Origin of the sequence: Sorangium sp. So ce375 (assembly GCF_051473855.1) — a bacterium.
Taxonomy (GTDB): Bacteria; Myxococcota_A; Polyangia; order Polyangiales; family Polyangiaceae; genus Sorangium.
Genome location: NZ_CP150335.1, coordinates 4,950,125 through 4,966,331, shown reverse-complemented (window position 1 = coordinate 4,966,331; position 16,207 = coordinate 4,950,125). Strand labels below are relative to the sequence as shown.

14 protein-coding genes are annotated in these 16,207 nt (G+C 72.1%); 11 read left to right on the top strand and 3 right to left on the bottom strand.

All coding sequences use genetic code 11. The features are described from left to right. Window positions 1-107: 107 nt before the first annotated feature. Both WME90_RS18430 and WME90_RS18425 read left to right on the top strand, forming a co-directional pair. Entirely contained in the window at window positions 108-1,706 is a 1,599-nt protein-coding gene (locus tag WME90_RS18430) for a metallophosphoesterase family protein (protein WP_437282462.1), read from the top strand. A gap of 331 nt (window positions 1,707-2,037) precedes the next feature. Next, complete coding sequence (locus WME90_RS18425) at window positions 2,038-3,255, top strand: vWA domain-containing protein (RefSeq protein ID WP_437282461.1); 1,218 nt, start codon at window positions 2,038-2,040, stop codon at window positions 3,253-3,255. A 77-nt stretch (window positions 3,256-3,332) separates the two neighbouring features. Here WME90_RS18425 and WME90_RS18420 read toward each other — a convergent pair whose 3' ends face one another. Next, window positions 3,333-3,569, bottom strand: a complete 237-nt coding sequence (locus tag WME90_RS18420) for a hypothetical protein (RefSeq protein ID WP_437282460.1) — start codon at window positions 3,567-3,569, stop codon at window positions 3,333-3,335. Here WME90_RS18420 and WME90_RS18415 point away from each other — a divergent pair. From WME90_RS18415 to WME90_RS18400, 4 genes are all read left to right on the top strand, one after another. Continuing rightward, window positions 3,568-4,650 carry a BMP family lipoprotein gene (locus WME90_RS18415; protein WP_437282459.1) on the top strand — a complete coding sequence of 361 codons (1,083 nt, stop codon included), beginning with the start codon at window positions 3,568-3,570 and terminating at the stop codon, window positions 4,648-4,650. The genes WME90_RS18420 and WME90_RS18415 overlap by 2 nt on opposite strands. A 20-nt stretch (window positions 4,651-4,670) precedes the next feature. Next, window positions 4,671-6,299, top strand: a complete 1,629-nt coding sequence (locus tag WME90_RS18410) for an ABC transporter ATP-binding protein (protein ID WP_437282458.1) — start codon at window positions 4,671-4,673, stop codon at window positions 6,297-6,299. Continuing rightward, on the top strand, window positions 6,296-7,381 hold the full coding sequence (locus WME90_RS18405; protein ID WP_437282457.1) for an ABC transporter permease: 1,086 nt from the start codon (window positions 6,296-6,298) through the stop codon (window positions 7,379-7,381). Before WME90_RS18410 ends, WME90_RS18405 begins: the two co-directional genes overlap by 4 nt. 77 nt (window positions 7,382-7,458) lie before the next feature. Then, a complete protein-coding gene (locus WME90_RS18400) occupies window positions 7,459-8,517 on the top strand; it encodes an ABC transporter permease (protein ID WP_437282456.1) in 1,059 nt (352 codons plus the stop codon). On the opposite strand, the gene WME90_RS18395 is transcribed toward WME90_RS18400, so the two are convergent. Further along, a complete protein-coding gene (locus tag WME90_RS18395) occupies window positions 8,502-9,770 on the bottom strand; it encodes a DNRLRE domain-containing protein (protein WP_437282455.1) in 1,269 nt (422 codons plus the stop codon). The genes WME90_RS18400 and WME90_RS18395 overlap by 16 nt on opposite strands. Window positions 9,771-10,475: 705 nt before the next feature. Here WME90_RS18395 and WME90_RS18390 point away from each other — a divergent pair. Together WME90_RS18390 and WME90_RS18385 are read left to right on the top strand one after the other, a co-directional pair. Continuing rightward, window positions 10,476-11,606 (top strand): multiheme c-type cytochrome, encoded by a 1,131-nt coding sequence (locus WME90_RS18390; RefSeq protein ID WP_437282454.1) that lies wholly within the window; start codon window positions 10,476-10,478, stop codon window positions 11,604-11,606. Next, window positions 11,603-13,267 carry a hypothetical protein gene (locus WME90_RS18385; RefSeq protein ID WP_437282453.1) on the top strand — a complete coding sequence of 555 codons (1,665 nt, stop codon included), beginning with the start codon at window positions 11,603-11,605 and terminating at the stop codon, window positions 13,265-13,267. The genes WME90_RS18390 and WME90_RS18385 overlap by 4 nt, the downstream gene beginning before the upstream one ends. A gap of 5 nt (window positions 13,268-13,272) precedes the next feature. Here WME90_RS18385 and WME90_RS18380 read toward each other — a convergent pair whose 3' ends face one another. After that, on the bottom strand, window positions 13,273-13,494 hold the full coding sequence (locus WME90_RS18380) for a hypothetical protein (protein WP_437282452.1): 222 nt from the start codon (window positions 13,492-13,494) through the stop codon (window positions 13,273-13,275). Between the two features lie 315 nt (window positions 13,495-13,809). Between WME90_RS18380 and WME90_RS18375 the strand changes: the two genes are divergently transcribed. From WME90_RS18375 to gnd, 3 genes are all read left to right on the top strand, one after another. After that, a complete protein-coding gene (locus WME90_RS18375) occupies window positions 13,810-13,968 on the top strand; it encodes a hypothetical protein (RefSeq protein ID WP_437282451.1) in 159 nt (52 codons plus the stop codon). Continuing rightward, window positions 13,968-15,008, top strand: a complete 1,041-nt coding sequence (locus WME90_RS18370) for an STAS domain-containing protein (RefSeq protein WP_437282450.1) — start codon at window positions 13,968-13,970, stop codon at window positions 15,006-15,008. Before WME90_RS18375 ends, WME90_RS18370 begins: the two co-directional genes overlap by 1 nt. Before the next feature lie 98 nt (window positions 15,009-15,106). Continuing rightward, entirely contained in the window at window positions 15,107-16,102 is a 996-nt protein-coding gene (gene gnd, locus WME90_RS18365) for a phosphogluconate dehydrogenase (NAD(+)-dependent, decarboxylating) (protein ID WP_437282449.1), read from the top strand. The last annotated feature ends 105 nt before the right edge of the window (window positions 16,103-16,207 follow it).

Genomic DNA, 16,207 nt, shown 5'->3' with positions numbered 1-16,207 from the left:
GAGCTCGCGCTCACTGCTACGAGCATCCATCGATTCCGGCAACTTTCAGGGCGCGCGCGGCCCGAGCGGCGCCTTGACGGTCCTGCCCGGGGCACGTCAAATGAGGCATGGCGCGAAGGGCGGCCCTCCGAGTCCTCTACCTGGCGCTCCTGCCGGTGCTCGTCCTGCTCGCGCTGGTCCTCGTCCCAGCCCTCGTCGTCTCGAGCATCGTGAGCCAGGGCCGCGTGTGGCGGCCCGAGGCATGGAAGAAGATCTCCTACGGGAGCCGTTACTTCCGCTCGTCGTTCCGGGGGAGGCTCGGCGAGGTCGTCGACGTCATCGACGTCGTCCGCGATCGCCTGATCCTGCTGTTCCTCCTCGCCGCCGCGGCCTGCAGCGTCGGCGGGCTGGCCGTGTACCTGATCGAGATCGGGGTGCCCGCGTGGCTCTCCGCATGGCTGGACGGGTCGTTCTTCTCCTTCCTCTCGTCCGAGCTCGCGTGGTTCCCCGCGGGCGGCAGGCTCTCCTTCGGCGGCGGCGCCGCGCTCGTCCTGACCGGGTGCATGGCGCTCGCCCTGCTCGCCCTCGGGCTCTCGCTCTATGCCTGGCTCGCGTTCGCCCTGGGCGAGGCGACCCGCGTGATCCTGAGGTACGGCGGCGCCGCGACGCTCTTCCCCGATCCCGGCGACGCTATCCCCGGCGGGCGGCTCGTCCTCTGCCAGATCTCCGATCTCCACATCACGGCGGGCGGCCGCGAGCCGTACGAGATCGAGGAGGGATCGGCGGCGTGGCCCGAAGGGGCCCCTCGCCCCGACACCGCCGAGCTCACAGGCCGCCTCCGGCGCCTCGTGGCGGAGATCGCCGCGATGTCGCCGCCGCTCGTCGCGCTGACGGGCGACATGACCGATCTCGGGGAAGAGGCGCAGTGGGACGAGCTCGAGGCCGCTCTCTCCGGCATACCGGCCTCCTCGCGGGTGCTCATGGTGCCTGGCAACCACGATGTCGCCATCAACGTCGGCACGTCCCCGGACCCGTACCTCACGAAGCGGGCGGAGCGCGAGCAGCGCTTCATCGACGTGCTCACCCGCGTGGAGCGCGGCCCCTTCCAGCCTCCCCTGCACCTCCCCGCCCGGAAGCGCGCGCGGCGGCGGCTGCGCGCGATCGCCGGCCTGTATCCGAGGCGGCTCGACATCGAGGGGGGTATCCGGATCTTCGGCCTCAACTCCAACCGGTATCGGTCGCGGTTCGTGGGGTCGAACGCGATCGGGCAGATCGGCGGCGCTCAGCTCCGGCGCCTCGCCCGCGCGCTCCGCCGGGGGTCCGGCCCCGTCATCGTGCTCCTGCACCACCACGTGGCGCGCCTCGCCGGGCCGATCTCGCTCAACGACACGTTCATGATCGCCATGGATGGCCCGCGCCTCCTCGAGATCCTCGCGGCGTATCAGCAGAAGAACCCGGCGAAGAACAGCGCGCTCGTGCTCCACGGGCACAAGCACCTCGCGTTCTTCGGCCATTACCGCTCGAAGACCGGCGGGCGCGTCAGCGTCTATGCCCACCCCTCGTCGACGCTCGGCCACGAGACCGACGGCCACCTCGACGCCGTCGCCAGGTTCGCCGCGATCCGCCTCACGGACGACGGTATCTGGCGCGTCGAGACGCACCCGCTCCGCCCCGCGCGCGCCGCCGCCCCGGCGCCCTCGGCCGCGGAAGAAGTTGCAATATCGTAATGTAAGCGACACGAACGCTCCGGCCGAACCGCGCGAATTCTCCCGGGGAGCTGCGCGCCGCGCTCCGGGCCTCTCGCTCCGCCGGCCACAGCCGAGGCCGCGGTGAGACAGAAATCTACATTGCACGATATGGAGGGGCGTCGCCTTCTGGCTGCAATGCATCATTTCCGGTTCGCGCGTCGTCCCGTGCCACCGCCGTCAGCTATGCTCCCTCGACGACGGGGCACCGGGAGCGAGCTTCACGGCCGTGTCTGCTTCGGTGCCCCACGCAGAATCGACGGCTTTGGCGCCGGCGAGACGTGCCGGCCGCGCTTCATGGAGGGTTCGACTTATGAGATTGCCCACGATGGCCATTGTGTTGCTGACAGTGGGTGCGATCGGCGTTGGATGTGGGGGCAGCGGTGTCACCGACGGCGACGGAAGCTCGCAGAGCGGCCCGGGGAGCGGGGGCTCTGGCCAAGGGAGCGCCCAGAGCACAAGCGGCGATTTCGGATCGGGCGGTCCGGGCTCAGGCGGCTCCACGGGCCAAGGCGCCTCCTCGGGCGAAGGCGCTTCCTCGGGCCAAGGCGGGGCGTGCGCCACCCAGTCGGCCAGCGCCGATCTCCAGCCCGTGTACCTGGCCTTCGCGTTCGACGTGTCCGGTAGCATGGGCATGGGCGACGAGCCCTGGTACGATAAGGCGCTCAAGTGGGATCCCGTCGTCGCGGCGACGAAGCAGTTCTTCAATGATCCGCTGTCCGAGGGCATCAACGCGTCGCTCAGGTTCTTTCCGAGCGACGACGAGGACCGCGACGAGAAGTGCTCGGCCGAGACCTACGAAACACCGGAGGTCCCGATGACGCCGCTGCCCTCTCCGCTCTTCGCGGCGGCTATCGACGACGTCACCCCGGCCACAAGCGCCGACTGGCGCGGCGGCACGCCCACGCTGTACGTCATGCAGGGGACGATCTCGTTCATCGAGGCGCAGCGGCAGGCCACGCCCGGCAGGTATGCCATCGTCCTCGTCACGGACGGTTATCCTGCGGGCTGCGGCTCTCGCGCCAACAGCGTCGATCGCGTGGCGGAGGCCGCGGCCGGCGCGCTCGAGGACGGCGTCCCGACGTACGTCATCGGCGTCGATAACCCGCCGATCGAGGACGCGCCGCACGATCTCGACAACCTGCACCAGATCGCCGAGGCGGGCGGGACGGAGAACGCCTATCTGATCGACACCGGCAATCCCGGGGCGACCTCGGCCGCCTTCAAGGCGGCGATCGACGCGATCCGCGGCGCGTCCGTCTCGTGCACGGTCGAGATCCCGCCGGCTCCCGACGGGCGGACCTTCGACGCGCAGCGGGTCCGCGTGACGTACAAGAGCGGCTCCGGCAACGCGACGGCGCTGTCCTACGACCAGGAGTGCGCGAGCGAGGGCGCCTGGCGTTACGACAGCGCCGCCAACCCGACCCAGATCGTGCTCTGCGACAGCACGTGCGCCACGATCCAGGCGGACCCCGAGGCGGCCCTCGGGGTCGACTTCACCTGCGAAGATGTGATCGTGATACCGCAGTGAAACACGGACGACGCTCAGCGCCGTTGCGCTCGGCGTCGTCCGTCGCGGCGGTTCTTGACACCCTGCGACAATCCCGCTCACGATGCCTCGGTGACACATCGCCCGTCGAAGTCGCCCGCGGCCCCCTCGGTCCCTCGCCCTGCTACCCGCCGGCTCGCCATCGCGCTGTCGCTGCTGGCCGGCGCGTGCCAGAGCTCGTCGACGAGCACGAGCCCGCCCTCGGAGAAGGCGGCCGGCCACAGCGCCGCGGCGCCGACCGGCGCTGCGTCCGCAGCGCCGACGGGCGCTCCAGCCGCGGCGTACAAGGTCGGCATGGTGCTTGTGGGTCCGTACAACGATAAAGGGTGGAACCAGGCCCATTACGACGGCATCCGGTCGGTCCTCGCCAAGATGCCCGAGGTCGGCTTTGAGTATGTCGACAAGGTCAACCCGTCCGACCGCCCGAACGTGAAGGGTTCCCAGGTCGCGGACGACCTCATCTCCCGGGGCGCGCGGTTCGTCGTGTACAACTCCGACGATTACAAGGACGACGCCCTCGAGACCGCGCGCAAGCACCCGGAGATCACGGTCATCCATATCTCCGGCGATTACGCCTGGAAGGAGGGCAAGAACCACAAGCCTCAGCCCAACCTGGGCAACATCATGGGGCGTATCGAGACGACCCAGCACATCGCCGGGTGCGCCGCGGCGCTCGGCACCGAGACGGGCAAGATCGGGTATGTCGGCCCGCTCGTGAACGACGAGACCCGCCGGCTGGTCACCGCGACGTACCTCGGCGCGCGGTACTGCTGGGAGAAGTACCAGAAGAAGAAGCCGGAGGATCTCACGTTCAAGGTCACGTGGATCGGCTTCTGGTTCAACATCCCGGGCGTCACCCTCGACCCCACCAAGGTGGCGGACGACTTCATCGGCAGCGGCTTCGACGTGCTGATGACCGGCCTCGACACGCCCGAGGCCGCGCTGCAGGCCAAGAAGGCGAGCGGCGCCGGCAAGAAGGTCAAGTACGTCCATTACGACCACAAGGCCGGCTGCGACCTGGCGCCGGAGGCCTGCCTCGGCGTCGCCTACTACAACTGGGCGCCGCTCTACCGCGACGCCATCGAGAAGGCGCGCGCGGGCAAGTACGCGAGCGACTTCGTCTGGCAAGGGCCGGATTTCCGCGATCTGAACGGCGAGTCGTCGGTCGTGGGCTTCGCGCCTGGCGCCGCGCTGGGAGAGGCGCAGGCGCCGCTGGGCGCGTTCGTCATCGAGCTCGCCAACGGGCTCGACCTCTTCAAGGGGCCGCTCAAGTACCAGGATGGCACCGAGTTCCTGAAGGACGGCGAGGCCGCGACCCCCCAGCAGATCTGGTATCTGCCGCAGCTCGTCCGGGGGATCACCGGGCCGAGCAAGTAGCCGCCTCGGGGCGGTGATCCATGCAGATCGAGATCGAGCGCGTCGCGAAGCGGTTCGGCCCCGTCAAGGCCAACGACGGCGTGTCGCTGACGATCCGGGCCGGCGCCGTCCACGGGCTGCTCGGCGAGAACGGCGCCGGCAAGAGCACGCTCCTCCGCATCCTGGGCGGGCTCCTCCGCCCGGACGCAGGCCGATTGCTCTTCGATGGCCGCCCGGTGGCGCTCGCGAGCCCGGCGGACGCCCTCGCCGCCGGCGTCGGCGTGCTCCACCAGGAGCCGCTCGATTTCCCGCCGCTCACCGTCCTGGAGAGCTACCTCGTCGCCCGGCCCCGCGCGGCCGGCGTGGGAGGCGGCGCGCGCTCGCCGCTCCCGGGCGGCGGCCGCGCCGTGGGCCTCTTCCTCCCCCGGCGCGCGGCGCGCGAGGAGCTCCTCGCGCTCGCCGCGCGCTTCGGCTTCTCCGTCGATCCGGACGAGCACGTCGCCCGGCTCACCCTCGGCGAGCGCCAGCAGATCGAGCTGTTGCGGCTCCTCTCGCTGGGCGTCCGAGCGCTCCTCCTGGACGAGCCGACGACGGGGATCTCCGGGGCGCAGCAGGAGGCCCTGTTCTCCGCGCTGCGGCGGCTCAAGGCGGACGGCAAGGCGATCGTCCTCGTGTCGCACAAGCTCTCGGACGTCGAGGCGCTCTGCGATCGCGTGACGGTGCTCCGGCACGGCAAGGTGGCGGGCGAGGCGGAGATGCCGGCCGGAGCCGATCGCCTCGTCGCGCTGATGTTCGGCGAGGCGCTGGCGCCTCGGGAGCGGTCCCCCGAAGCGGGCGGCGGCGCGGCGCTGGCGCCTCAGGAGCGGCCCTCCGCGGTGGGCGGCGGCACGGCGCTCGCCCTCGAGGGCATCGCGTTCGGCGATCACCGGCTCGACGTGCGCATCGCTCGCCTGGCCGTCTGCCGCGGCGAGGTGGTCGGGCTCGCGGGCCTCGAGGGGAGCGGCCAGCGCCTCCTGCTGCGCGCCTGCGCGGGGTTGCTCCGGGCGCGGCGGGGGCGCGTCGTCGTCGGCGGGGCCGACCTGACCGGCCGCCCCTACCCGGCCTTCCTGCGCGCCGGCGTGGGCTACCTGCCCGCCGATCGCCGCCGGGAGGGCCTCATCGCGGGCCTCTCCATCGAGGAGCACGTCGCGCTGCGCGCGCCGACGCCTGGGCCCTTCCTGCACCCGCGGGCGATCCGCCGCGCCGCCGAGCGGGCGATCGAGGCGCTCCGGATCCGGGGGCTGCCCGACACCCCCGTCGAGCAGCTCTCCGGCGGCAACCAGCAGCGCACCCAGCTCGCGCTCCTCCCCGCGGATCTCGCGCTGCTCCTCCTGGAGCAGCCGACCCGCGGGCTCGACATCGCGTCGGCCCGCTGGGTCTGGGAGCAGCTCCTCGCGCGGTGCCGCGCCGGCGCGGCGCTCCTGTTCGCGTCGTCCGACCTCGACGAGCTGATGCGCTACAGCGACCGCATCCTCGTGTTCAGCGGCGGACGCGTCTCGCCGCCCGTCGGCGTCGCCGATCTCACGCTGGACCGGCTCGGGCGGATGATCGGCGGCGAGCTCGACGACGCCCTTTCCTCGGCGCCTCCGGCACCTCCATCACCCGCAGCGCCCGCGAGGTCCGACAGATGAGCGCCGAGCCGGCCGACGGATCGGGGCCCGCCGCGCGCCGGGCGGAGCGCCGCGGGGCCGTCTCCCTCCTCGTCCGCCTCCTGCCGGCCGCCCTGGCGTTCACGCTCGTGGCGGGCCTCTGCGCGCTCCTGGGCGCGTCGCCGGCGGCGGTGGCCGCGGGCCTGTGGCAGGGCGCGTTCGGCTCTGCGGATCGCGCCGCGCGGGTGCTCGCCACGCTGGCGCCGCTGCTCCTCTGCGGCAGCGGCCTGCTCTTCACGTTTCGCGCCGGCCTGTACCACCTCGGCGTCGAGGGGCAGCTCGTCCTCGGCGCCGTCTGCGCGACGGGCGCGGCGCGCGCCCTGTGGCCGCACCTCCCGGCGGGGGCCGTGGTCGCGCTCTGCCTCGGCGCGGGCGCCCTCGGCGGGGTGCTCTGGGGCGCCCTCACGGGCGCGCTGCACACGCGCGCCCGGGTGAGCGAGATCTTCGCGGGCCTCGGCATGAACTTCGTGGCCCAGGGCGCGGTCCTGTACCTCGTCTTCGGCCCGTGGAAGCGCCCCGGCGTCGCGTCCATGGCCGGCACCGAGCCGCTCGACGTCGCGCTCCGGCTCTCCACGCTGGGCGGCACCGACCTCAGCCCTGTCGCGCTCCTGCTCGGGGTCGCCTCGCTCCTCGGGACCGCCGTCGTGCTCGGGCGGACCCACCTCGGGCTCCGGCTGCGCGCGGTGGGGTTGAGCCCGCCGGCCGCAGAGGTGCTCGGCGTGCGTGCGGCGCGGCAGGTGCTCCTCGCGTTCGCGATCTCGGGCGCGCTCGCCGGCGTCGCGGGCGCGCTGCAGGTGCTCGGCACGTTCCACCGGCTCATCCCGAGCGTCTCGAGCAACCTCGGCTTCCTCTCGCTGCTCGTGGTGATGCTCGCCGGCCGGCGCGCCGCGCTCGTCGCGCCGATCGCCCTGTTCTTCAGCGCGCTCAACGTCGGCAGCCTGGAGCTCCCGATGACGCTCGGCCTGGAGTCCTCGCTCTCGGGTGTGCTCCAGGGCGTGCTCGTCCTGTTCGCGCTCCTGTCCCCCCGGGCGGCGCGCGGCGTCGGTCGGCCGGAGGAGGCCTGAATGGGAGGAGGCCTGATGCGAGGCGGTCCGACAAGGAGGGGCCTGATGGAAGGACGCCTCCGAGGGGAGGAGGCCTGATGAGCGACGGCGGCGCAGAGCTCCTCTCGCTCCTCGCGACCGCGCTCGCGGCGTCGACGCCGCTCGTCTACGCCGCGGTCGGCGAGACGCTGACCGAGCGGGCCGGGGTCATCAACCTCTCGGCCGAGGGGGCGATGATGCTCTCGGCGATGGTGGGCTTCGCGGCCGCGCTGTCGACCGGGAGCGTCCTCGTCGGCTTCGCCGCGGCGGCCGCGACCGGGGCGCTCGTCGCGCTCGTCGTCGCGATCGGCGGAATCTACCTCGGCCGCTCGCAGATCGCGGTCGGCTTCGTCCTGGCGATGCTCTGCGCGGATCTCTCCTCGGTGCTCGGCGGCCCGTACGTGCGCGTCCCCGGACCGACGGTGCCGGCGGCGTCGATCCCGGTGCTGGGGGACGTGCCGCTCGTGGGGCCGCTGCTGTTCCGGAGCGATCCCGTGGTGTACGGCAGCTACGTCCTCGTCGCCTGCATGTGGCTCTTCCTTTACCGCACGCGCGCGGGGCTCGTGCTCCGCGCGGTGGGCGAGCAGCCCGCGGCGGCCCACGCGCGCGGGGTGCGTGTGACGCGGGTGCGCGCGGCGGCGACGCTCGTCGGAGGGGCGCTCGTGGGCGTCGCCGGCGCGGCGTACTCGCTCGACTTCAAGGCGGGCTGGAGCCACCGCCACACGGCGGGTTACGGCTGGATCGCGCTGGCGATCGTGATCTTCGGCGGCTTCCACCCGGTGCGGGCGGCGCTCGGCGCGTACCTCTTCGGCGTGCTCTCGTCGGCGGCGAGCCTCGGCCAGAGCGCGCTCCCGTCGGTGCCGACGCAGGTCTTCAGCGTGGCGCCGTTCGCGCTGATGATCGCGGTCCTGGGGCTCACATCGAGCGGGCTGCTGGAGCGCGCCGCGGCGCTGCTGCCCGGCGCGGCGCGCCGCCCGCTCCTGCGCGCGTTCGACGCGACGCCTCCCGCGGCGCTCGGGCGGCCCTACCCGGCGAATGACGGAGCGGAGGAGCGGTCACGCGGCGTGGACCAGGGGGCAGAGGAGCGGCCGCGCGGCGTGGATCAGGGGGCGAGATAGCAGACCTCTAGCCAGGGCCTGTCGCTCTGGAGGGGGTGATCACTCGAGCGGTACGACGTGTGCCCGTTCGGGCCCTCTTCGATGAGGAAGCCGTGGTTCTGGATCGCGCCGTCGACCCACGCCTGGACGAGGGTGGTCAGATCGGCGCTCATGGCATAGGGACCGACGTAGGTGAGCTCCGCCGCGACGGCCTTATCGTAGCTTGCATCGAAGCTCTGCCAGGTGACGGTGTCTTCGCCCCACGGCGCGGTGATCCGGTGAACGCGGGCCGCCCCGTCACCCGAGCCGAAGGCGACTACGCCGAACTCGGCCGATGTGACGGTGGCCCCGGCGGGGATGCCGTCGAGCCCGAACCAGTAGAGCGCCTGCTTGCTCGCGCCGTTGGAGGTGCCCGAGGAGATGTAAGGGATGTGGCCGTCGCCGTAGCCGGGGAAGGCCTCCCAGATCTCGGCGTCCTCGACCACGCCGAAGGCGTCTCGCTGCAGCGTGACGCACACGTTTGTGCATGCGTCCCCGACGCCGTCTCCATCGCCGTCGAGCTGGTCTGGATTCGCCGCGGCGGGGCAGTTGTCGCAGGCGTCGCCGACGCCATCGAGGTCGCTGTCGGTCTGGTCCCGGTTGGCGACGCTGGCGCAGTTGTCGGTCGCATCGCAGGCGGTATCGCCGTCGACATCGCCGAGAGGGCACGGATCGCAGGCGTCGCCGATCCCGTCGCCGTCCGCGTCGGCCTGGTCCGGGTTGTCGCGGTTGGCGCAGTTGTCGCAGCCCGCGCCCAAGCCCGGCGCGATGCCGTCCCCGTCGTCGCTCGTGAGCGATGACAGCCCGACCTGGTAGCCGTCGCAGACGTCGCGATCCGCGCAGGGGATCGGGCCGGAGACGGCATCGTACAGGCAGAGGAGCGACGAGCCTTCGGTCGCCTCGACCTGCACGCGGGCGAAGCCGACGACCATCGACCTACCGCCGATGACCTCGACCTGGAGATCATTGCACGCTGCGGGATTGTAGAGGGCGAGGACGTCGGGCTCGGTGAACGTCCTCTGGAGCGTCGCTGTGGTGCAATCACAGCCGTTGGTGCTCGCGACCGTGTCGAGGTGGACCCCGTTCATGTACAGGGAGAACGCGCCGGCGGCGCAATCGGCGTGGCTGATGGTGTACGTGATCGCGGTCGGTGCCCCGAACGCCGTCCCGGGGACCCCAGCGAGCACGAGGAGCGAGAGGCAAGCGCTAGCAGCGCTCGTATGGAAGTATCGCATGATGTTTCTTATATTCTTAGTTTAGACAACTAACAATAACCCTGACAGGTTTTTGGTTCGCAGGTGCGCTTGCGTGCATCTCTTCTTCTCTCGTTCTCTCGCGCGCGTCGCGTAAGGCGTAACGCGTAATGCGTGATGCACAGTGAACAGCGGGGTACACGGCACGTAGTGAACGGCGGGGTACACGGCGCGCAGTGAACAGCGGGGTACACGGCGCGCAGTGAACAGCGGGGTACACGGCACGTAGTGAACGGCGAGGTACACGGCGCGCAGTGAACGGCGAGGTACACGGCGCGCAGTGAACAGCAGGGCACGCGCCGTGTGGTGAACGGCTGGGCGCTGGGCATTATTGACGATTTCTTGCGGCGGGCACGGCCAACACGCTGGCGCGCGACAGGCGGCTGGGGTATACGCTACGATCGGGCGAATATCGGTGTTCACCCAGATAGGGTCATGAGAAGAGATAGGCAGGGAGGGACCGTCAGCGCCGTTGAGCAATCCCCCGCATCCTGTTGATCAGGGACAACGAGATCGAGATGCAGCCGAAGCGGCAAAATCCTGCTCCGGCGAGCTTGCCGACGTCGCGGTGGGCTGGAGAGCCCACGACGCCCGCCGGATTGCGTGAACGCCTGGAGGTCAGCGGGCAGAAGCAAGTCCGCAACTCCGCTCGCCGCGCCGAAGAGGCTGCTGTAGACGTTGCGGTCGATGCTCCGCGAGGGACGCCCGCCGGCCACGCTCGCCGCCGCGCTGCTCCTCGCCATCGCCCTGACGCTCGCGCCGAGCATGACGAGCAGCCGCGGCGCCGCGCCGCGCATGCCCGGACCCGAGCCGTCCCGGAGCCTCGATCCCGTGGCCGTGAACCGCGGTTGCGAGCGGTGCCACGCGGAGATCGCGCGCGAGTGGCGCGGATCGAAGCACCAGCGCGCCTACGTCGACGCGCCCTTCCAGGCGGCGCTCGCGAAGGAGCCGCTGCCGTTCTGCCGCGGCTGTCACGCGCCCGAGGCGCGCTCTTCACGGCCTCCTCCGCCGGAGCGCGCTGAGCTCGGCGTCGCGTGCGTCACCTGCCACGTGGTGGACGGCGCTCCTCTCGCCGCTCCAGCACAGGCCGGCGAAGACCAGCGCTCCCCCTCCCCAGCTTCCGCGTCTGTTCCCCACCCGGTGCTGCGCGATCCGCGCTTCGCGTCGGCCGCGGCGTGTGGAGGGTGCCACGAGTTCGCCTTTCCGGACCACGCCGCACGCCGCGCGCAAGAACCGATGCAGCTCACGCTGGCCGAACACGCCGCGTCCGCCTACGCCGATGTGCCCTGCTCGCGCTGCCATATGCCGCTCGCCGGAGACGGGCCCGCGGCCCACCGCTCTCACGCGTTCGCGTCGTCGCGCGATCCCGAGGCCGCGCGGCGCGCGCTCCGCGTGCAGGCCGAGCGCGCCTCGCCGACCGCCGCGCGCCTCACGCTCCGCACCGCGCATGTAGGCCATGCCTTCCCGACCGGGGACCTCTTCCGGCGGCTTCTGGTGCGCGCCGAGGTCCTCGGGGACGACTACGCCGTCATCGCCTCGGCGCGCCGCTTCCTCGCGCGCGGCTTCGCAGAGACGCCCGGACCGCTCGGCGCCCGCGCGCGCACCACGGTGTCCGACGATCGCCCCGGCGCACCCGCGCTCGCCGGGATGCCCGTCGTCGTCGAGCTGGAGCTCGGCCCTGGAGCCGCGCGGCTCCCCATCCAATACGAGGTCGTCTATCAGCGCGTCGCGCACGCGAGCGACGGCCGCGAGGAAGACGCGATCATCGAGAGCGAGGTCTCGCTCGTTCGAGGTAGCTTGCCGAGGAACCCCCCATGAAGAAGCTCGCCTTGCCGCTCCTCCTCCTCTCGCTCACCCACGCGGCGTGCAAGCGGGGCGACAGCGAGGTGCGCCGCGATCCAGCCCCGCCAGCGCCGACGGCCGAGCCGTCCCCGGCGCCGAACGCGTCGGCGTCCGCTCCGGCGTCGTCGCAGCCTGCCTCAGCCCCGGTCGCCGCTCCGCCTCCCGCACACATCGCCGACGCCACCGTCGCGCTGCACGTCGTCGCCGAGGACGTCCGAGAGGTCGCCGAGATCGTGCCCTGGAATCAGCTGCCGTCCGATGTGCCCCGCCCGTTCTATCTCCACCCGCTGCGCGATCGCGTGCTCGTCACGTTCAAAGACACCACGATCTACGCGCTCGCGGACGGCAAGCTGACGGAGGAAGACGGCATCCCACCGTATCGCCTGCGCCTCAGCGCCTCCACGTCGGAGCTGCCTTTCATGGCCTCGGACGTCGACATCGTGTCCATCGTCGGCCGATGGCCCTCCGACGTGTGGATCCGCGTGGGCGGGCTGTTCTCGGACGGGGCACGCCTGAACAACTTCGGAAGTGCGCTCTACCGGAAGCAGGGCGACCGGTTCGTCGAGGTGCCGCTCCCTGTCGAGGCCACCGCCTGGACGCAGGGCCGCACGCTCGTGCTGTCGGGGGACCAGTTCTCGCTCGCCCAGCCGAGCGCGACCGAGCTGCCGCGCAGGGCCGCGGGAGCGAAGCGCCCCGTCCGCATCCAGGCCGAGGCGATGACGGCCCTGCCCGACGGCGAGGTGCTCGTGGTCGGCCGCGATGGCGACGAGAACGACCGGCTCGCGGTCGAGCGCTGGGCGCCCGGTCGCGCCGACTCCACCGTGATCCCCCTGCCCCCCTGGGACGGCAAGCTGCTCCGCGCCATGGTGCTCGCGACCGAGCGCGATCGCTACGTCCTCGCGCGCTTCGAGGCGACGAGTTCCCTCGCGCGCATCGATGTGGCGGAGGCCGGCGCGACCGCCGTGCCGCTCTCGCTCCCATCGAACAAGCCGGTCACGGACGCCGCGCTCGCCGCCGATGGCTCGCTCTGGATCCTGCTCGGTGACGGCGACGGGGTGGAGCTGTTCCGCCGGAACAAGGAGGGAGCCTATACGCGCGCGACGTTCCCCAAAGGCCAGGGGCTCTCGCCCACAGGGATGGCCGCCGCGAGCGCCGACGTGGTGTACCTCGCGGGATCGACGTCCAACGTGCGCTCCGTGATCCTGTCGTCTCGTCCAGGGAAGCTCTCCTTCCCCTCGGAGGAGACGGGCGCGGGGGGCCCCGACGCGGGCGCCCCGACGGCGCCGAGCGGCGGGGCGCAGGACGCCGGGGCCGCGAGCGCGCCGCCGGCCGCGCTCTCCTCGAGCTGCGCGTCGCCGTTCGTGATCCTCTTCGCCGTCAGCAAGTCAGCGCCCGCGGACTACGACTATCCCGCGACCCGCGACGCGCTCTCGGGGTGGGCCGACGGATCGAAATACCGCTTCATCGAGTACAGCCATCGCGGGCAGCGCATGCTGGGCGCGAGCGCGCCCGACGCGGCCCGCGCCGAGGCGCTCGCGGCGCGCCTCCGCGAGCGCGTCAAAGGGGCGTCGCCCGCGGTCGCCTGCTTCAGCCCTGCAGAGGTCCTTCGCGAGGTGAGGCTCGCGAGCACGCCGTGAACGGCTCAGCTGATCCCCATGGGGGCGCCGCCCTCGGCGACGAACCGATCGGCGATGTCCACGAGGAGCGCTTCGGTGGCGGGCTTGCTCTTCACCGTGACCTGCGTCTCGTCCGGCAGGAGCACGAACGAGCCGACCACCTTGCCGTCGAGCCGCACCTCGTGGCTGCCGCCGGGCGGAGCGGAGGCGACCTCGTAGACCTTGCCGTCGCGTGCCTTGATCTTCATGTCCTAGCGGTAGCACGCAGCGGCGCCGACCGCGTTCCCCCGCGGCTCCGGCCGCGGCGGGCACCCCGCCGCCGCCCGGGGCGGCGCACCTTCCCGGGCGGGCCGCCGCGGCGCGAACGCACACGCGGGGACGACGCAGGCAAGGAGCGGCAAAGAACAACGCGGTGGGACGCCGCGACGTCGGCGCTGGCAGGTGCGACGTCGGCGCTGGTAGGTGCGACGCGGCACCGGCTCGCCCCACGGAGAGAGCCCCTCCACCACGGGCGGATTGCGCGGTAGGATGCGGCCGCGCGCTGAGCGCGAGGAGTGTTCACCGTGGCGAGATTCGAACTGGTCCCGAGCCCGTCGCTCGCGTCGACGACGCGGGGCTCCGCGCGGCAGCGATCCGGGGAGAGCGTCATGACAGCGACCTCCTCGCGGATCCTCGAACCACGGGCCAACGCCGCGGGCCGCCCGCTCGACGCCGATCGCTGATGTTGACGCCAGAGCCTGGCCAGCCCCCCGAAGCCGGCGGCGGATGGATCGTCCTCGGCGTCCTGAACGAGATCCTCCTCAAGCTCGCCAACCAGCCGGACCTGAGATCGCTGTGGGAAGAGGTCTGCGCGAGCGCGCGCTGGATCGTCCCGTCCCAGCGCCTCTGCATCGTGCTCGCCAACGACGGCGGCGGCGCCCGGATCGCGGCGAGGTACGAGCACGGGAACTTCGAGTACGGGGCGCCCGAGGGCGGCGGCGTCGTCGTCGACGCGTGGATGGTCGCGGCGCTGGAGGCGCAGCGCCCCGCGTGGTTCAAGGGGCCCTGGACCGAGGCGCGCGAGGCGGATCGCGCGCGCGCGTGGCTCCTCGCGGAGGCCCCCGACGTCGTCTTCCACGTGCCGATCCAGGTCTACAAGAAGACCATCGGCACGATGCTCTTCGCCCTGGAAGACCAGCGCCAGATCGACCGGAAGGCGCTGGCGAGCGCGACGACGTACGCGCTCTACGTCGGCGCCACGTACACGACGCTGAAGAACTCGCTCGACCTCGCCGCCGCGAGCGCGCAGCTGCGCGAGCAGAACGACGAGCTCGAGCGGGTCCAGATCGAGCTGCGCCTGCAGCTCGACCGGGTCCGTGCAGCGCACGAGGCGATGCTCGAGATGTCGACGCCGATCATCCAGGTGTGGGACGGCGTGCTCACGCTGCCGGTGATCGGCACCATCGACGGCGCGAGGGCGGCCCGCATGATGGAAGAGGTGCTCGACGCGGTCGTCCGGTACGGCGCCCGCTTCATGATCGTGGACCTCACCGGCGCGCAGGCGACCGACGCCTCGACCATCGATCACCTCCTCCGGATCTTCGCGGCGACGAGGCTGCTCGGCAGCCGGTGCATCGTCTCCGGCGTGCCGACGGCGATGATCGGCCGCATCCTGGAGTCCGGCGGCCGCCTCGACGGGATCCCGGTGTTCAGCACGCTGAAGAGCGCGCTCGAATACGCGGTGGGCGCGCTCGGGCAGCCGGCGCAGCCGGCGCGCCGGTAGCCGGCGGAGCCGGAGGAGCGCCCCGGACCGGAGCGGCGACCGCGCGCCGCGCGCCGCCCGCTGTGATACGCCCGCGATCCCACACAGGAGCGTGACGGATGAAGCTCGCGATGATCGGACTCGGCAGGATGGGCGCCAACATGGCGCGCCGGCTCATGCGCGGCGGCCACGAGGTCGTCGCGTTCGATCTGAACCAGGACAGCGTGAAGCGGCTCGGCGAGGAGGGCGCGGCGATGGCGTCCTCCCTGGGCGACGCGGTGGCGCAGCTCGCGTCGCCGCGCGTGGTCTGGATCATGCTCCCCGCGGGCGCGCCGACCGAGCGCGTCGTCGAGGAGCTCGGCGAGCAGCTCGGCGCGGGCGACGTGATCATCGACGGGGGCAACACCTACTTCAAGGACGACGTCCGCCGCGCCAGAGCGCTCGCCCCGAAGGGCATCCGCTACGTGGACGTGGGGACGAGCGGCGGCGTGTGGGGGATCGACCGCGGCTACTGCCTCATGGTGGGCGGCGCCCCCGAGGCGTTCGCCCTGGTGCAGCCGATCCTGCGGACGCTCGCGCCGGGGCCGGGGGACATCCCGCGCACGCCGGGCAGAGAGGAGGCCCAGGGCGCCGCGCAGAGCACGTCGGAGGAGGGCTACCTGCACTGCGGCCCGGTCGGCGCCGGCCACTTCGTGAAGATGATCCACAACGGCATCGAGTACGGCCTCATGCAGGCCTACGCCGAGGGGTTCGACATCCTCAAGAACGCGGCGAAGGAGCACCTGCCCGAGGAGCACCGGTACGCGCTCGACCTCGGCGAGATCGCCGAGGTCTGGCGTCGGGGCAGCGTGGTGGGGTCGTGGCTGCTCGACCTCACCGCGATCGCCCTCACCGAGAGCCCGGAGCTCGCCGAGTACAGCGGCTTCGTGCAGGACTCCGGCGAGGGCCGGTGGACCGTGATGGCGGCGATCGAGGAGGCCGTCCCCGCAGAGGTGCTGTCCTCGGCGCTCTACGCGCGCTTCCGCTCGCGTCACGATCACACCTTCGCGGAGAAGGTCCTCTCGGCGATGCGGCACAAGTTCGGCGGGCACCTGGAGCGCCCGACGGGGGGCTGAGCGGCGTCCCTGGCCGCCGATCGAGCGAGGATCCGGGAGCGCGCTCCCCGCGCGCCTGGGCGCGCGGCTCGGCCAGGGAGCTCCTCATCCTCCTGCAGAGGCTCA

Excerpts from the sequence above, each read along its gene's own strand:
- WME90_RS18420 (WP_437282460.1), bottom strand. The coding sequence starts at position 3,569 with ATGCCGACCTTGTACGCCGCGGCTGGAGCGCCCGTCGGCGCTGCGGAC.
- WME90_RS18395 (WP_437282455.1), bottom strand. The coding sequence starts at position 9,770 with ATGCGATACTTCCATACGAGCGCTGCTAGCGCTTGCCTCTCGCTCCTC.
- WME90_RS18385 (WP_437282453.1), top strand. The coding sequence starts at position 11,603 with ATGAAGAAGCTCGCCTTGCCGCTCCTCCTCCTCTCGCTCACCCACGCG.
- WME90_RS18430 (WP_437282462.1), top strand. The coding sequence starts at position 108 with ATGGCGCGAAGGGCGGCCCTCCGAGTCCTCTACCTGGCGCTCCTGCCG.
- WME90_RS18370 (WP_437282450.1), top strand. The coding sequence starts at position 13,968 with ATGTTGACGCCAGAGCCTGGCCAGCCCCCCGAAGCCGGCGGCGGATGG.
- WME90_RS18380 (WP_437282452.1), bottom strand. The coding sequence starts at position 13,494 with ATGAAGATCAAGGCACGCGACGGCAAGGTCTACGAGGTCGCCTCCGCT.
- WME90_RS18425 (WP_437282461.1), top strand. The coding sequence starts at position 2,038 with ATGAGATTGCCCACGATGGCCATTGTGTTGCTGACAGTGGGTGCGATC.
- WME90_RS18400 (WP_437282456.1), top strand. The coding sequence starts at position 7,459 with ATGAGCGACGGCGGCGCAGAGCTCCTCTCGCTCCTCGCGACCGCGCTC.
- WME90_RS18390 (WP_437282454.1), top strand. The coding sequence starts at position 10,476 with ATGCTCCGCGAGGGACGCCCGCCGGCCACGCTCGCCGCCGCGCTGCTC.
- gnd (WP_437282449.1), top strand. The coding sequence starts at position 15,107 with ATGAAGCTCGCGATGATCGGACTCGGCAGGATGGGCGCCAACATGGCG.
- WME90_RS18410 (WP_437282458.1), top strand. The coding sequence starts at position 4,671 with ATGCAGATCGAGATCGAGCGCGTCGCGAAGCGGTTCGGCCCCGTCAAG.
- WME90_RS18405 (WP_437282457.1), top strand. The coding sequence starts at position 6,296 with ATGAGCGCCGAGCCGGCCGACGGATCGGGGCCCGCCGCGCGCCGGGCG.
- WME90_RS18415 (WP_437282459.1), top strand. The coding sequence starts at position 3,568 with ATGGTGCTTGTGGGTCCGTACAACGATAAAGGGTGGAACCAGGCCCAT.